Source organism: Litorilituus sediminis (assembly GCF_004295665.1).
In the GTDB taxonomy this organism is placed as follows: Bacteria; Pseudomonadota; Gammaproteobacteria; order Enterobacterales; family Alteromonadaceae; genus Colwellia; species Colwellia sediminis.
Genome location: NZ_CP034759.1, coordinates 2,705,017 through 2,720,000, shown reverse-complemented (window position 1 = coordinate 2,720,000; position 14,984 = coordinate 2,705,017). Strand labels below are relative to the sequence as shown.

12 protein-coding genes are annotated in these 14,984 nt (G+C 41.2%); 8 read left to right on the top strand and 4 right to left on the bottom strand.

Features of this window, described 5'->3' with window-relative positions:
* Window positions 1-103: 103 nt before the first annotated feature.
* The 4 genes from EMK97_RS12075 to msbA are packed head-to-tail and all read left to right on the top strand — an operon-like array spanning window position 104 to window position 4,555.
* Complete coding sequence (locus tag EMK97_RS12075; RefSeq protein WP_130602518.1) at window positions 104-1,720, top strand: AMP-binding protein; 1,617 nt, start codon at window positions 104-106, stop codon at window positions 1,718-1,720.
* Window positions 1,695-1,943 carry an acyl carrier protein gene (locus tag EMK97_RS12070; protein WP_130602516.1) on the top strand — a complete coding sequence of 83 codons (249 nt, stop codon included), beginning with the start codon at window positions 1,695-1,697 and terminating at the stop codon, window positions 1,941-1,943. The genes EMK97_RS12075 and EMK97_RS12070 overlap by 26 nt, the downstream gene beginning before the upstream one ends.
* Entirely contained in the window at window positions 1,915-2,796 is an 882-nt protein-coding gene (locus EMK97_RS12065; RefSeq protein ID WP_130602514.1) for a lysophospholipid acyltransferase family protein, read from the top strand. Before EMK97_RS12070 ends, EMK97_RS12065 begins: the two co-directional genes overlap by 29 nt.
* A 4-nt stretch (window positions 2,797-2,800) precedes the next feature.
* Window positions 2,801-4,555 (top strand): lipid A export permease/ATP-binding protein MsbA, encoded by a 1,755-nt coding sequence (gene msbA, locus EMK97_RS12060; protein ID WP_130602512.1) that lies wholly within the window; start codon window positions 2,801-2,803, stop codon window positions 4,553-4,555.
* A gap of 14 nt (window positions 4,556-4,569) precedes the next feature.
* Here msbA and EMK97_RS12055 read toward each other — a convergent pair whose 3' ends face one another.
* Window positions 4,570-8,040 (bottom strand): hybrid sensor histidine kinase/response regulator, encoded by a 3,471-nt coding sequence (locus EMK97_RS12055; RefSeq protein WP_130602510.1) that lies wholly within the window; start codon window positions 8,038-8,040, stop codon window positions 4,570-4,572.
* Between the two features lie 300 nt (window positions 8,041-8,340).
* Between EMK97_RS12055 and EMK97_RS12050 the strand changes: the two genes are divergently transcribed.
* The 4 genes from EMK97_RS12050 to EMK97_RS12035 are packed head-to-tail and all read left to right on the top strand — an operon-like array spanning window position 8,341 to window position 12,320.
* Complete coding sequence (locus tag EMK97_RS12050; protein ID WP_130602508.1) at window positions 8,341-10,515, top strand: TonB-dependent receptor; 2,175 nt, start codon at window positions 8,341-8,343, stop codon at window positions 10,513-10,515.
* Window positions 10,516-10,527: 12 nt separating this feature from the next.
* Entirely contained in the window at window positions 10,528-10,794 is a 267-nt protein-coding gene (locus EMK97_RS12045) for a hypothetical protein (protein WP_130602506.1), read from the top strand.
* The gene (gene pnuC, locus EMK97_RS12040; RefSeq protein WP_130602504.1) at window positions 10,794-11,432 is read left to right on the top strand and encodes a nicotinamide riboside transporter PnuC; all 639 of its coding nucleotides are present in this window, start codon (window positions 10,794-10,796) and stop codon (window positions 11,430-11,432) included. The genes EMK97_RS12045 and pnuC overlap by 1 nt, the downstream gene beginning before the upstream one ends.
* Before the next feature lie 3 nt (window positions 11,433-11,435).
* Entirely contained in the window at window positions 11,436-12,320 is an 885-nt protein-coding gene (locus tag EMK97_RS12035) for a phosphotransferase (RefSeq protein WP_130602502.1), read from the top strand.
* Between the two features lie 9 nt (window positions 12,321-12,329).
* On the opposite strand, the gene EMK97_RS12030 is transcribed toward EMK97_RS12035, so the two are convergent.
* The 3 genes from EMK97_RS12030 to EMK97_RS12020 form a co-directional block, all read right to left on the bottom strand.
* The gene (locus EMK97_RS12030) at window positions 12,330-12,770 is read right to left on the bottom strand and encodes a hypothetical protein (RefSeq protein WP_130602500.1); all 441 of its coding nucleotides are present in this window, start codon (window positions 12,768-12,770) and stop codon (window positions 12,330-12,332) included.
* A 143-nt stretch (window positions 12,771-12,913) separates the two neighbouring features.
* Complete coding sequence (locus tag EMK97_RS12025; RefSeq protein WP_130602498.1) at window positions 12,914-14,650, bottom strand: sodium:solute symporter family protein; 1,737 nt, start codon at window positions 14,648-14,650, stop codon at window positions 12,914-12,916.
* Between the two features lie 2 nt (window positions 14,651-14,652).
* A complete protein-coding gene (locus EMK97_RS12020; protein ID WP_130602496.1) occupies window positions 14,653-14,901 on the bottom strand; it encodes a DUF4212 domain-containing protein in 249 nt (82 codons plus the stop codon).
* Between the last annotated feature and the right edge of the window lie 83 nt (window positions 14,902-14,984).

Below are 14,984 nucleotides of genomic sequence, written 5' to 3'. Positions count from 1 at the left end.
TACAGTTTCTAACAAAGCCGGCTAGCTTACTAACAATTGTATTACTGAATTGAACCTAGCTGTTCGCTAAATTTGTCCCTAGAAATTAACGGGACATATTTACATGAATATTTTTCAAACTGTTTTTGCTAAAGCTGCTAATCAATGGCCAGATAACATTGCGCTATGTGTTGAACAAAAGCAATTTACCTATCAAACCCTCTTACAGCTTAGCCTTAATTGGGCGAGCCAAATAAACGATTACAATCCAGCGCAAGCACCTATTGCCATTTACGGTGGCAAGCAGTGGCACATGTATGCTGGCATATTGGCAATTTTAGCCACTAAAGCTAGCTATGTGCCTTTAAGCAACGAGCAGCCTGTTAATAGAACTAATAGCATTTTAGCGCAGTTAAACTGTCAAGTTTTACTGGTGGCCGAAGGTGAAGATATTGATGAACTGCTACAACAACAGCAAAACAAGCTAACAGTTATCTACTTAGGGGCAGATAAGCCAAACTGGCTAAGCAAGTTAAGCCTGCACACTATCATCACCCTAGATAGCGAAAAAAAGCTAAGCCCTCGAAAACAGCAGAGCTTACAGAGCAACAAAGACAACCGTTATGCCTATATTATGTTTACTTCAGGTAGTACAGGTACGCCAAAAGGTATTGCCGTCAGCAAAAAAAATCTTATTTGTCATCTAAAGCGTCTCGACGAAATACTGGACATTAAACCCTATGATAGAGTCAGTCAGTTTTTCGCCCTTAATTTCGACTTATCAGTACACGATATGTTCAGCTGTTGGCAAAAAGGCGCGGCCTTATATGTGCTACCTAAACAGTACACTATGTACCCAAATCAGTTTATCAAGCATAACGAAATCACGGTTTTTTCTGCGGTCGCCTCAGTTTTATCCTTTATCGATAAGTTAGGAAAATTAACCCCAAATGAGTTGCCCAGCTTACGACTTAGCTGTTTTGGTGGCGAGAAACTGTTAACAGCACAAGCAGCAAAGTGGCAAGCATGTGCGCCCAATAGCAAAGTCATTAATTTATACGGGCCAACTGAGTGCACCATTACCGCTAGCTATTATGATTTTTCAGCCGCTGCGCTAATGCCCAGCAGTGCTTCTGTGCCTATTGGTAAGCCGCTACCTGGCTTAATAACACGATTGCTTAAAGACGATAAACTAGTCAATGAAAAGCATACCTTAGCCGAACTTTATATTGCTGGCGATCAAGTGGTTGATGGCTACTGGCAAGACACAGCAAAAACTGCACAAGCTTTTGTTTATCTAGAAGATAATATTCGCTACTACCGCACGGGAGACATTGTCTACCTCAACGACAACAATGAACTGGTTTTTCATGGCCGTAGCGATTTTCAGTTTTCCATAAATGGTTATCGAGTTGAAGCCGGTGAAATTGAAAGCGCCATCCTAAGCTTTGCTGATGTAATTACTTGGTGCACGGTAAAAGCCCTGAATGATCCGCAAACGCAGCAACAGCAAATTATCGCCTTTATTGAAGCCAGCAAAGCGCTTGATACCGAGCAGTTAAAGCAATTTTGCCAAACCAGATTACCACATTACATGCTACCAGATAGCTTCATATTAACTGAAAAATTGCCAAGAAATATCAATGGCAAAGTCGATATCAAAGCATTGTCGCTAGAACTAAACAACAGCGCTACATTAACTAAGGAAGACTACCATGCCTGTATATCAAACCGTACTTGAGTTTATTCAAAGTAAAAGCAACAGTGCCAACGTCAATGTCACAGACAAGCTATTAAACAATATCAAATCTTTTGATTTTATGATGCTCATTATCGAGCTAGAGCAAAAATATAATATTGAGCTGCCATTTGAACAAGCCGCAGCAGATAACCTCTCACAAATTAACCATTTTATTCATTGGGTAGAACAGCATTATGAAAACCAGCGCACCTGCCACGGTTAATGAGCAAACTTGGCGAAGCAAACTGCAAACCAAGGTGATTGATATGATCTTAACGTTTATCAAAAGCAGACGCAGAACAACTCGCGCCACATTAATTCGCGCGTTAGGTAAAACGATTTTCCGATGCGCGAAAAAAACACGTAACAGAGCGATTAAAAATATTGCCAATGCTTTACCTGAACTATCAATAGCACAAGTTAGTGCATTAGCAGAAAAAGCATACGCTAACTGTGCATTCGGAGTCATGGAGTCATTCTGGTTAGAACAATTGGAGCCGGAAATTTTTTGTGATGAAGCTACGCTACGTATTTTACAGTCAGGTCAAGGCGCTTGTATCGCCACTATGCACCTTGGCTGTTACGATGCCGTACCTGTAGCAGTACAAAAACTTGCCAATCAATCTGTTACCCTCACAGATATTCCCAGTTTTATTGAGCAAGGTGAAAGCCACTATCAAAAGGGTAATATTATCGCCATAGATAAAAACTCCTCATCCGCTTTTAGTGAGCTGCTAAAAAGTGCCCGCAATAATGCTTATATCTCTCTACACAGTGATTTATGGGCTAATGAAGTAAGCGTTGATTTCTTTGGGCAAACAACCAAAGCACCAGCTGGCGTCGCTCTGCTTTCTGCCATCAGCAAAAAGCCGTTATTATTAGGCTACGCCGTATATCAAGAAGACACTCGCATAAAAGTCTTCTTTGAAACCATTTATCAATTTGACGCACCACACCCAAATAACAGGGAAGCGAAAACGCCAGAGCAATTAATGCAAATAATTCATCAGCGCTTTGAAGACATCATTAAACAATACCCAGAACAATGGTATTGGTCATATAAACGCTGGCGCTAAAGTTATGAATACTCATCAAATTAATAATCGGCAACTGTTAGCAAGATTATTCACTTACTACCAAAATCATAAAAAGCTGATACTGATCGCCTTTATTGCTCTGTGCTTATTTAGCTTAATTGATGCTGGCATGATCTACTTTGTAAAACCTTTGATAGACGAAGGGCTCGCCAAGGCAAATAGCCATACCTTACAACTGGGTGCAGCTTTAGTTATTGCCATCTTCTTATTGCGCGGCCTTGCCAGCTTTGCCGCTAACTACACCATAGGCTATATGAGTAGTCGCATTACCTATACCATACGCCAGCAAGCGTTCGAGAAATTACTCTGCTTACCTATGCAGTTTTTTGATCGCTATAACCGCGGACAACTTATCGCCAAACTCATTTATGATACTGAGCAAATTTCTCAAGCGATTTCCAAAGCGGTTGTCGTTATCATTCGCGAATCGGTCATCATTATCGTTTTACTTGCCATGATGCTTTATAACAGCTGGCAACTTACCGCTATTTTTTTACTCGTTGGCCCGATTATCGCGGTAATTATCAGCAGAGTAGCCAAACGCTTTAAAAAGATCAGCGCCAACTTACAAACTCGTATGGGTGAGGTAACTAAAACCAGCGAACAAGCCATTTTAAACCAGCAAGATATTCTATTACTTAACACCGCCGCACAAGTTAGCCAGCAATTTTCGCAAACTAACCACCACAGCCGCCAACAAGCAATGAAGCTGATTGCCACAGCAGCACAAAGTAACCCCATTATTCAGCTGATTGCCTCATTGGCCATTGCTGCGGTATTACTACTCGCAAGCTTTGAACAAGTGCTAACTGAGCTAACACCGGGAACCTTTACTTTAGTACTTATCTCAATGGGCTCACTGCTTAAACCCCTTAAACAATTAAGCAATGTTAATCAGCATCTACAAAAAGGCCTAGCTGCCGCCAACAGCTTATTTAATTTACTTGATGAACAAGAGGAAATAGATCAGGGCAGCAAGGAATTAACAGGCCAGCATTTTAGCATTAGCTTTCGCTCACTAAGCTTTAGTTATCCCAAGGAAACAAAGCAAGCTATCACTAAGCTGTCTGCTAAATTAAGCGCAGGCACAACTACTGCGATTGTTGGCGAGTCTGGTAGCGGTAAAACCACCTTGTCGCACTTGTTATTAAGGCTCTACCAAGCACCTAAGCAAAGTATCTTTATTAATAATATCGCCATAGAAGAGTTCAGCTTATCATCACTGCGAGCACAAGTTGCTTTTGTCTCGCAAAATATCGTCTTAATTGACGATAGCATTGCCAATAATATCCGCTTTGGCTGTCATCGAAATATCAGTAATGACGAATTAATTCAGGCAGCAAAAGCCGCCAATGTGCTCGAGTTTAGTGACAACTTGCCTTTAGGGTTAGACTCGCAAGTTGGTGAGAATGGTCGCTTACTATCAGGAGGACAAAAACAGCGTATCGCCATTGCCAGAGCATTTTTGCGTGATGCCAATATTATCATTCTAGATGAAGCAACTTCAGCGCTAGATAATAAATCAGAGCAAGTAGTACAACAGGCATTTAAGCGCTTAGCTAAAAATAAAACTATGCTGATTATCGCCCATAGGCTATCTACCATAGCAGATGCCGATAATATTCTAGTGCTAAAAAAAGGTCGCCTGATAGAGCAAGGTAATCACCAAGAGCTAGTTAAGCAGCAAGGCAATTACTGGCAACTCTTTTCTCGTGAGCAAAACACTAATACCAAGTGAAATAATTATTTAAATTAACTATAACCAACATAATCTGCTTGTAGTTTTTTCGCCAGCATAGCGCTCATCATGGCACGCAGCGCTGCTGGCTTAACTAACTTGCGCATATAACCAACATCATAGCTTTTCGCTTTTTCCTCTATGCCAGCTTCTGTGGTTGCGGTAATTAAAATCGCTGGCAAACTATGATGACATTGGCTACGTAAATCTTTGATCAGGGTTAAACCATCAGCTTGTGTACCGGGCGGCTCACCTGCTTGATAGCCCAATTGATAATCCACCAGTAAAATATCAATATCATTTTTATGGTTGGCAAACTCTGCCAGCGCGCTATCGCGAGAATCAGCCGCTAAAATATTACATTGCCAAGCAGAAAGTAACTCCACCATACCACTGAGTACATCAGGATCATTATCTATACAAAGCACGGTAATATCCTTCAAGGCAACATTAAAGGCAGGATTAGTCGCCGGCAGTACCTCATTTACAGGTAACGCCTGCTCAACATAAACAGAAAACTTACAGCCCTGAGTTGCTTTCGATTTTAAGCTTAAGCTGTGCCCTAATAATTGCGCCAAACTTTGCGTAATATTCAAGCCCAAACCTAAACCTTGTCCTGATTGACTATTGGCAGAGTCTAACTGGGTAAATTGTTCAAAAACCATCTCTTGTTTTTCTGTTGGAATACCCGGGCCATTATCTAGCACCTGAATAATCACCTGATTATCAAACACACGTGCGCCCAGTAATACCTTACCTGGGCTGGCATAACGAAAGGCATTACCCACTAAGTTTTGAATAATGCGACGCAATAAATGTCTGTCAGAGTTCACCCAAACCTTAGTGGCCACCAAGCGAAACTCTACTTGCTGCTCTTCAGCTAAGGCAGCAAATTCTTGTGCTAAATCATCAAATAACTCATTTAAGGCAAATGGCTGCTTATTCGCTTTAATATTGCCACTTTCTAAACGCGCTATTTCCGCCAAATCGGCCAATAAATCATTAGCCGCTTTTAACGAGCGATCAATATTATCCACTTGCCTTTGTTGATTATCCGTTAAGCTACCTTGCTCTGTCAGTGCTGAAGTAAACAATCGCGCCGCTTCTAACGGCTGCATTAAATCATGGCTACAGGCCTTTAAATATTGGCTTTTCTTTAAGTGTGCTTGTTCTGCTTTTTCATGCGCTCTCGCTAAGGCTTCATTGGTTTTCGCTAAGGTTAACGTGCGCTCATAAACTCGCGTTTCAAGATCTAAGTTAGCTTCTTTTAACACCTGCTCCGCTTGTCGATAAGCGGTAATATCAGAGAACAGCATAACGAAACCACCGTCTGGTAGCGGGTTACCTTCAATACGTATAGTTAAGCCATTGGCTTGCTGTCTTTCTGAATTATGCGGGCTACCTTTGCGTAAGTATTCAAGACGTTTATGTACTTGCTCATCAATATCGCCAGTGCCACATAAACCACGCTCAACATTATGACGAATTAACGCTTCGATGGGGCTGCCAACATAAATCAGCTCTTTGGGGTATTCGAATAAGTCTAAATATTTTTTATTCCAAGCAACCAATTTTAGGTTTTCATCCACAATGGAAATCCCCTCACTGGCATTTTCTATCGCACTTTGCAGTAAGTTTTGCGAAAACTGCTGACGTTGGCTAGACGCCTCTTCCACCAGCACCGCCAGCTCATCAAGGGCGATATCTCTGCCTTCAAGGGCAGAAGATAATACCAAGCGAGCTGAAGATGCCCCCATGACTGTCGCTAAGGTGTTTTCAGTATGTTGCAGTAATAACTGATTGTAGCCGGCATTACCTAACTCTTTCTTATTATGCGACGATAAAAACAAGCTAAAGCTCGATTTAGCCTTATCAATACCAACAAAACGTGACGCTAGTAGTTCTAGCTCTTCAACATCAATTTGCCGTTTCTTTTGTGCTTTAGACAGGGTTGGCGATTGCCATTCTAAGAATAATGAGGCCTGTACTCGCTCTTGCACGCTTTGGCGACTAATTTGTGATAGCGCCCACATAACAATAATATTCGCCGCTAAACTAAATAAGGTTGCCGTGGTTTTAACAGGTAAGAAACCTTCGGCAAACGGCGAAGCAAATAAACCAAATTGCGGTAAAAAGTTTAAGCTAAGCCATAAAATAAAGCCGACCAAAATACCGGCATAAACCCCCATTAGGCTAGCGCGTCGCCAATAAAAGGCAGCAATTAAAGCCGGCGTTAACTGAGCAAAAGCGCCAAAGGCGACCTCACCCATTGAAGACAGGGTATCGGGCGAAGCCATAACAAAAACGCTATAACCGAGCAAAATAACCATCAAAGCTAATAATTTTCGAATATTAAGCAAGCGTTGACGGAAATTATCATAGTCTGTTTGCGCCACTTTTTGTCTGCGATAAAGCAATGGAAAAACAATTTCATTACTGAGCATGGTACTTAAGGCAATCGCAGAGATGATCACCATAGAGCTGGCCGCAGAAACCGCCCCTAAAAAGGCAAATAGAGTTAACCAAGTTTGCTCACCAACACTGGGTAAGAACAGAACATACGCATCAGAGGGGACACTGTCGGCTAATAACAAGTGCCCAGCTAAACCTAACGGCGCAGCAAAAAATGCAAATACCAGTAAGTAAAGTGGAAATACTCGGCGACTTAACCAAGTATCACGTTGATCTTTTAACTCCACCACCATGACTTGAAATTGACGTGGTAAGGATAAAAAAGCCGCCATCACTATCACTAGCATGGCTAACATGGCCGCGAGTTTATCTATGGTTAACTGCTGCTCTAACAATTCGCTGGCATTGGCTTGTTGCCAAATATCCATTGGTGAATCAAACAAGACAAAACAGACAAATAAACCGACAGCTAAAAAGGCAAATAGCTTAACCACAGACTCAAAAGCAATCGCCAACATCACACCTGGGTGGCGCTCAGTAACATCAATATTGCGAATACCAAAAACAACGGTAAAACCTGCCAGCACTAAGCTAACCACTAGGCCTATATGCCAACTATTTAAACTGTGATCTACCTGTAATTGTTGAAATGAATACACCATAGCTTTGAGCTGCAAAGCGATATACGGCATAGTGCCCACTAATGCTACTAGCGTGACAATAATGGCTAAATTATGCGACTTACCAAAACGCGCCGCCAATAAATCCGCAATTGAGGTTAAATTTAATTTTAAACTGACGCGAATAATGCGCTGAATAAAAGGCCAAGCAAACAAAAACAGTAAAATTGGCCCTAAATAAATCGGAATATGGGAGAGAAAATTACTCGACGCTTGCCCGGTCGTCCCTAAAAAGCTCCATGAAGTACAATAAACACCTAAGGTTAAGGCATAAATCATACTTTGGCTTTTCTTTGCCAATTGATGGCGGTATTTATCTCCTAAAAAAGCAATTAAGAATAGTAAGCCGATATAGGCCAAACTCAATAACACCAATTGCCAATTTGGAAACATAGTAACTCACTAGAAAGTAATATAAAAAATAACCACTAAGCTCCAATATACCTAAGCAACTAGACAATAAAAAGATTCTTACTAAATTATTTGTTAAACTAGCGCGCAACCAAGGGGTGCACCGTCATTAAGACCACTTTATGATGACCGGATGCTGAGATACATACCCTTTGAACCTGAGCGAAAAACTCTGATTATATTAAGTTTTTTGGCATAGGGATGGTTGCTGATTAGTCATTTTAGTCTAGGTGATACATCCCTTTGCGCTCAAGCTCGCACTTTTATTTTGATGAGAACCTTATGACATTTTGCAAATCAGCCATTTGCCTAGCAATAACAGCTGGCTTTATCTCTTTACCTGTACTTTCTGCTACCGATTCCCAAGATGACATCGAAGTCATTACCGTGAGCAGCGACTTTCGCCAGCAAAGCTTACAAACTATTCCTTCATCTATGTCAGTATTAACTACTGCTGATATTGAGCAACGTAACGCACAGCATTTAGAAGAGTTAATCGCGGTCAGCCCGAATGTTAACTTTGCTAGTGGCTCACAGCGAGCAAGATATTTTCAAATTCGTGGTATAGGTGAACGCAGCCAGTTTAAAGAGCCGATCAACCCTTCTGTCGGTATGATTATCGATGACGTTGATTTTACTGGCATAGGCTCTATTGCAACATTATTTGATGTCAGCCAAGCAGAAATCTTTCGTGGCCCACAAGGTACACGCTTTGGTGCTAACGCCTTAGCTGGCATGATAAATGTGCAAACGAATGCGCCAACCGAAGACTTTGAAGGCGCTATCAAGGTAGATATGGGTAACTATGATAGCTACGGCTTAGGTGTCGCCTTATCTGGCCCAGCAGCCGATACAGTAAACTATCGCTTAGCCATGAATAAACACGTAAGTGATGGCTACATTAATAATATTCATCTAGATCGTGATGACACCAACAATCGCGATGAATTAAATATTCGCGGTAAACTCGCCATTGAAGCAAGTGATGACTTAACAATCGACTTAACCGGCTTCTATTTTGATTTTAACAATGGTTACGACACTTTCTCGTTAGATAATAATCGCGATACCTATTCAGACAATCCAGGTTTCGATAACCAAGAAACCATGGCCTTAGCTGCAAGGTTCACCTATGAAGGGTTTGATAACTTTTCATTGATTTCTATCTTAAGTGCTGCCGACTCTGAACTCGCCTATGGTTATGATGAAGATTGGGCGTTTGGCGAGTACGAGTGGCGCTCAGATGAGCCTGAATATCAGCCTGATCCTTGTATCACAGCAACTGGCTGTTTAGCTGAGTTCGATGGTTACTCATCAACCGATCATTACTATCGTGATAAAAGCACACAAACCATTGAGTTAAGAGCGCTATCAAAAGCGGGTAGTGAGTTATTCAACGGCACTACTAACTGGGTTGCTGGCCTTTACTTTAAACAAGATGACGAAGATTTATTAAGGCAATACACCTACAATGATGGTGATTTTAATTCTAACAATTCCAGTACTACTATCGCAGCTTATGGCCAGCTTGATAGCCGCTTGTCAAAACAGTTAACCTTAACCACAGGTCTACGGGTGGAAAATAGACAAGCGGATTATAAAAACTCAGACAGCTTTAACGAAGAAGCTGACGATACCATGGTGGGCGGTAAAATTGTTTTATCTTACCAAGCATCAAAAGACAGCTTATGGTACGGCTCTATTAACCGAGGTTATAAAGCCGGTGGTAACAACACCGATGGCCGCTTAGCCGATCAATTTCGCAGTTTTGCACCAGAATACTTAACCAACTATGAGCTGGGTTATAAAGTTTCTTTACTTGATAATAACGCGCAAATTCGTACCGCCGTGTTCTATATGGACAGAACCGATATGCAGGTGAAAAGCTCACAAACTATCGTCCGCGAAGACGGCAGCACTGAATTTATTGAGTTTTTAGGTAATGCCGCAACCGGTAAAAACTATGGTCTGGAAATTGATGCTAGCTGGCAAGTGAGTGACTCAGTTGATGTTTATGGCGCATTAGGTTTACTTGAGTCAGAGTTTAATGACTATGTTGATGCCAAAGGCAACTCTTTAAACAACGAAGAGCAATCACACGCACCTGCTTATCAATTTAATATTGGTATTAACTACCAGCCAACTGAATATTGGTTATTTAATATCTCGGTTGATGGTAAAGATGAATTCTACTTCTCAGATACCCGTTACTATTACGGTGACAGAATTAGCAAAGACGATTTAACCTCTGAATCTGTCGCATTACTGAATGCTTCAGTGGCTTACTTACAAGATAACTGGCAAGTAAAACTTTGGGGCCGTAACCTAACCGATGAAGATTACGCCAACAGAGGCTTTTATTTCCCTAATGACCCACGCGATGGCTATACTGCAAAACAGTACACGCAATTATCTGAGCCATTAGTATTTGGCGTAACCTTTGATTATCAATTTTAATAGGGTGATCTAATGAACATCTCCATTGAATTAAGTTTGTATCCGCTGGCAGAGCAAGAGTTTAAGTCTGAAATCTGGGCTTTTATTAAACGATTACGTCAAGTTGACGGTTTAAAAGTCGTCACCAATGGCATGAGTACACAAGTGTTTGGTGACTACGACTTAGCCGTAAAACACGTAATGCAGGAAATCAAGCTAGTCCATGAAAAGCTTGATGCTGCGGTATTTGTTTGCAAATTTATTAATGGTGATCGTTCACATGTAGAAGCGGAAAGTTAATGCAAGCATTACTAAACTATTTCATTAACTTACCCTTGCTAGAGCTAACTGCCATGCTGTTAGCGCTAGCTTATGTAATTTTAGCGGCTAAAGGCTCTTTATGGTGCTGGCCAGCCGCATTTATTAGCACCGCCTTGTATACCTATATTTTTTACGACGTATTGCTTTTAATGGATAGCGCCTTAAACGGCTATTACTTAGTAATGGCCGCCTATGGTTATTGGTGCTGGCAGCAAAAGCCTAACAATAGCAATGAAAGTGAATCAGCAATAACCATAGTTTCTTGGCAGCTCAGTTGGCATATTAAAGCTTGTTTGATCTTAGCGGTAATAGCCTGTGCACTAGGCTATTTTATGGCGAATTACACGCCGGCGGCCTTTCCTTATTTAGATACCTTCACCACAGTTTATGCGGTATTTGCCACTTACTTAGTCACGCAAAAAGTACTCGAAAACTGGCTGTATTGGATAGTGATCGATCTAGTGTCTATTTATCTTTATATCGAAAAATCACTGCTACCAACCGCAGTACTTTTTATTATTTATGTTGTCATTGCCGTATACGGCTACCTAACATGGCGCAAACAATATCAGCACAAGCAAGTGCCATTAGCATCAACACCTGTCGTTGAAGGTTAGTGAGTGAACGAGTCAGCAAAATCCTTAACACAACTGCAAAAGCTCAGTTGTTTTACTGATATAACGCAGATAGAGGCAATAACTACGGGTTTAAGCCAACCAAGTTATCGTGTCTGTGCTGATGACAAAGATTATTTTGCTAAGTATGTTGGCCAGCAATACCTAAGTGACGAAGTTGCCATTAGCCAAATAAGCGCTGATGCCAATTTAAGCCCGAGTATTATTTATTGTGATAAACACTGGCTCATTAGCGACTATATTGATGGCCAAGATTTAGGCCATACAAGACTCGCGATTGCGGATAAAATAGCTTGTGCGCTTAAATTAATGACCCGTTTTCATCAACTTGCTGTTTCTTGTGAAACACTTGATATAACAACCATCTATAACGGCTTAATCAAGGCACAGGCAAACAGCTATAGTTCAGCGCAGCTAGCAACTTTTCAACAATTAATGGCAATAATCAAAAGCCATACAGACATTAACAGCGAGCTAGTTAGCTGTCATGGCGACTTAAACTTTAATAATATCTTAATAGATAAAGCCAGCCGCAGCTGGTTAATCGATTTTGAGTGTAGCTGCAAAGCACCAGCCGAGTTTGATATTGCCATGTTAATTGCAGTGAATGAGTTGCCAGTAGAGCAAATTGCAGCTATTAGCACACAGTATCAAGAGCAAAATCCGCCAGCAAAACTCAATCAACAAGTCATTCACTACTTTTTACTGTTTAGCTATTTAATCAATGGCTTGTGGTATGAAAATAAACGCCACACTGAACAGGCATATCAGCAGAAATTTGCCGCGTTAGCTAAAAGGCAATGGCAGCAGTTACAGCGCTTGCTAATAACAATGGAACTAGCCTTAGATAGCTCCATATTCACTGGATGATATTAGAGCTTACTTAACCGTTTGCGTGTAAAATTCTGAAATGTATTGACCGCCCTTAATCTTAGCAATCAACCTCAATTTATAACTATCACCTTTGTTACTGGCTACATTTCTTAAATGGGTAGGGCTTTGCCAATAATACGGGCTTTTCTGCATGCCCAGCGGGTATGGTGTCATTTTATCACTTTGATCCACCAAAAATAGCGTCGCGCTATCAAGTGGGAAGGTAGAATTAATTTCTGTAACACCAGCCTTATCTGAAACATTAATCTTAAACTCACCTGAAGCTAAGATACAGTTCTGATTAATAACATCACAATGTCCTTCAGGGCTTAGCTGAACAACCTTGGATTGTTGCGCTTCATTCTCTTTATAAAAGTCAGCGCCAATAAAACCTAAGATAGCTAAAAATGGTGCCACCATAAAGGCAAGTTTAGTATGTCTATTCATAAATGATTTCTATTATCTAGGTTTGAGTATCACAATGATAACCCAAGCTTTTTTAATAAAAAAGGCTAGACAACTTGAGTACATCGTCGTCTAGCCTTGTGGGAGCTGCTTACTTAGTGCTTAAGCAACTAACATAGCTTTTTCTAGTGATCGTGCGCAGCACCAGCACCTGTTGGAATACGCATATTCTCAACTAAGTCTTGAATGTGATCTGGCGCTGGTGCAGTCATCTTAAGGATAGCGAATGCTACACCGAAGTTCACTAGCGCACCCACGGCACCAAAGGCATTTGGTGAGATACCGAAGAACCAGTTTGCACCCATGTCACCTAAGAATGACGTACCTGGGATAAACATAATACCTTTGTGTTGGAATACGTACAACATAGTTACACCGATACCAGATATCATACCCCAAACCGCTGCTTGACCTGTCATCTTCTTAGAGAAGATACCCATCATTAACGCCGGGAAGATACTTGATGCCGCTAAACCAAAGGCTAATGCAACCGTACCGGCGGCAAATCCAGGCGGGTTCATCCCCAGATAACCGGCAAACAGTATTGCGATGGTCATGGTTACCCGACCTGCTAATAGCTCATTTTTCTCTGACATATCCGGTACAAAGACCCCTTTCATTAAGTCATGAGATACCGATGAGGATATTGCCAATAATAAACCAGCAGCAGTTGATAGTGCGGCTGCTAAACCACCGGCTGCAACAAGCGCAATAACCCAGTTAGGTAAGTTCGCGATTGCAGGGTTAGCTAGTACCATAATGTCACGGTCAACTTTAACCATTTCATTCGTTTCAGCATTGGCTGTGTACTGAACTTTACCGTCGCCATTTTTATCTTCAAACTTTAATAAACCAGTTTTTTCCCAATCTTTAAACCACTGTGGACGCTCGTCATAAACAAGGTTCTCACCAGCAGCAGGTTCGATTGTGTTCATAAGATTGAAGCGAGCCATTGCACCAACAGCTGGAGCTACAGTGTAAAGTAATGCGATACAAACTAAGGCATAACCAGCAGACTGACGTGCCGCTTGTACTGAAGGTACAGTGAAGAAACGCATAATTACGTGCGGAAGACCCGCAGTACCAATCATAAGTGACATAGTATAAGCGAACATATTCAATGTACCGCCCATATTAGCCGTGGTGTACTCTTTAAAGCCTAAATCAGTAACTACCATGTCTAACTTATCAAGTAAGTAAACACCGCTACCATCAGCTAAAGTAGAGCCTAAACCTAATTGTGGAATTGGGTTACCTGTTAATTGTAATGAGATGAATACAGCTGGAATTGTGTAAGCAAAAATCATTACTACATACTGAGCGATTTGCGTATAAGTAATACCTTTCATTCCACCAAGTACGGCATATACCCAAACAACAACCATACCAATCACTAGACCTAAGTCATAGTCAACTTCTAGGAAGCGAGAGAAGGCAACACCAACACCTTTCATTTGACCGATTACATAAGTTACTGAAGCAATGATTAAACATACAACAGCCACAATACGAGCAGTTTTAGAGTAGTAACGATCAGAAATGAATTCAGGAACAGTGAACTTACCGTGCTTACGCATGTAAGGAGCAAGTAACATGGCTAGTAATACATAACCACCAGTCCAACCCATTAGGAATACAGAGCCACCGTAACCTAAGAAAGCGATAAGACCTGCCATTGAAATGAATGACGCCGCACTCATCCAGTCAGCACCAATTGCCATACCGTTTTGGAATGGTGTAATACCGCCACCCGCTACGTAGAAATCACTAGTAGAACCGGCGCGAGCCCACCAAGCAATACCAAAATATAACGCGAACGTGCCAAAAACTGCGATGTAGGTATAAAGTTTTAACTCATCCATCTTTAGCCCTCCGAGTGATATTTTTTATCAAGTTTGTTCATTTTGGCACCATACCAAAAGATCAAACCTAAGAATGAATAGATAGAGCCTTGCTGTGCAAACCAAAAACCAAGTTTGTACCCTCCTAAGCGAATTGCATTTAATGGTTCTACCAGAAGTAGACCTAAGCCAAATGAAACCGCAAACCAGATTGCAAGACAGATAAAGATCAAGCGCAGGTTTTCCTGCCAATATGCTTCTTTATTTTCCACAATAGTCTCCTAGCGACATAGCGTTGTTTTATTATTTTTACGCTGTTTATAGTAATAATTTTGTAGTTGAAGCCTGAATATAG

Excerpts from the sequence above, each read along its gene's own strand:
- EMK97_RS12075 (WP_130602518.1), top strand. The coding sequence starts at position 104 with ATGAATATTTTTCAAACTGTTTTTGCTAAAGCTGCTAATCAATGGCCA.
- EMK97_RS12070 (WP_130602516.1), top strand. The coding sequence starts at position 1,695 with ATGCCTGTATATCAAACCGTACTTGAGTTTATTCAAAGTAAAAGCAAC.
- EMK97_RS12065 (WP_130602514.1), top strand. The coding sequence starts at position 1,915 with ATGAAAACCAGCGCACCTGCCACGGTTAATGAGCAAACTTGGCGAAGC.
- msbA (WP_130602512.1), top strand. The coding sequence starts at position 2,801 with ATGAATACTCATCAAATTAATAATCGGCAACTGTTAGCAAGATTATTC.
- EMK97_RS12055 (WP_130602510.1), bottom strand. The coding sequence starts at position 8,040 with ATGTTTCCAAATTGGCAATTGGTGTTATTGAGTTTGGCCTATATCGGC.
- EMK97_RS12050 (WP_130602508.1), top strand. The coding sequence starts at position 8,341 with ATGACATTTTGCAAATCAGCCATTTGCCTAGCAATAACAGCTGGCTTT.
- EMK97_RS12045 (WP_130602506.1), top strand. The coding sequence starts at position 10,528 with ATGAACATCTCCATTGAATTAAGTTTGTATCCGCTGGCAGAGCAAGAG.
- pnuC (WP_130602504.1), top strand. The coding sequence starts at position 10,794 with ATGCAAGCATTACTAAACTATTTCATTAACTTACCCTTGCTAGAGCTA.
- EMK97_RS12030 (WP_130602500.1), bottom strand. The coding sequence starts at position 12,770 with ATGAATAGACATACTAAACTTGCCTTTATGGTGGCACCATTTTTAGCT.
- EMK97_RS12025 (WP_130602498.1), bottom strand. The coding sequence starts at position 14,650 with ATGGATGAGTTAAAACTTTATACCTACATCGCAGTTTTTGGCACGTTC.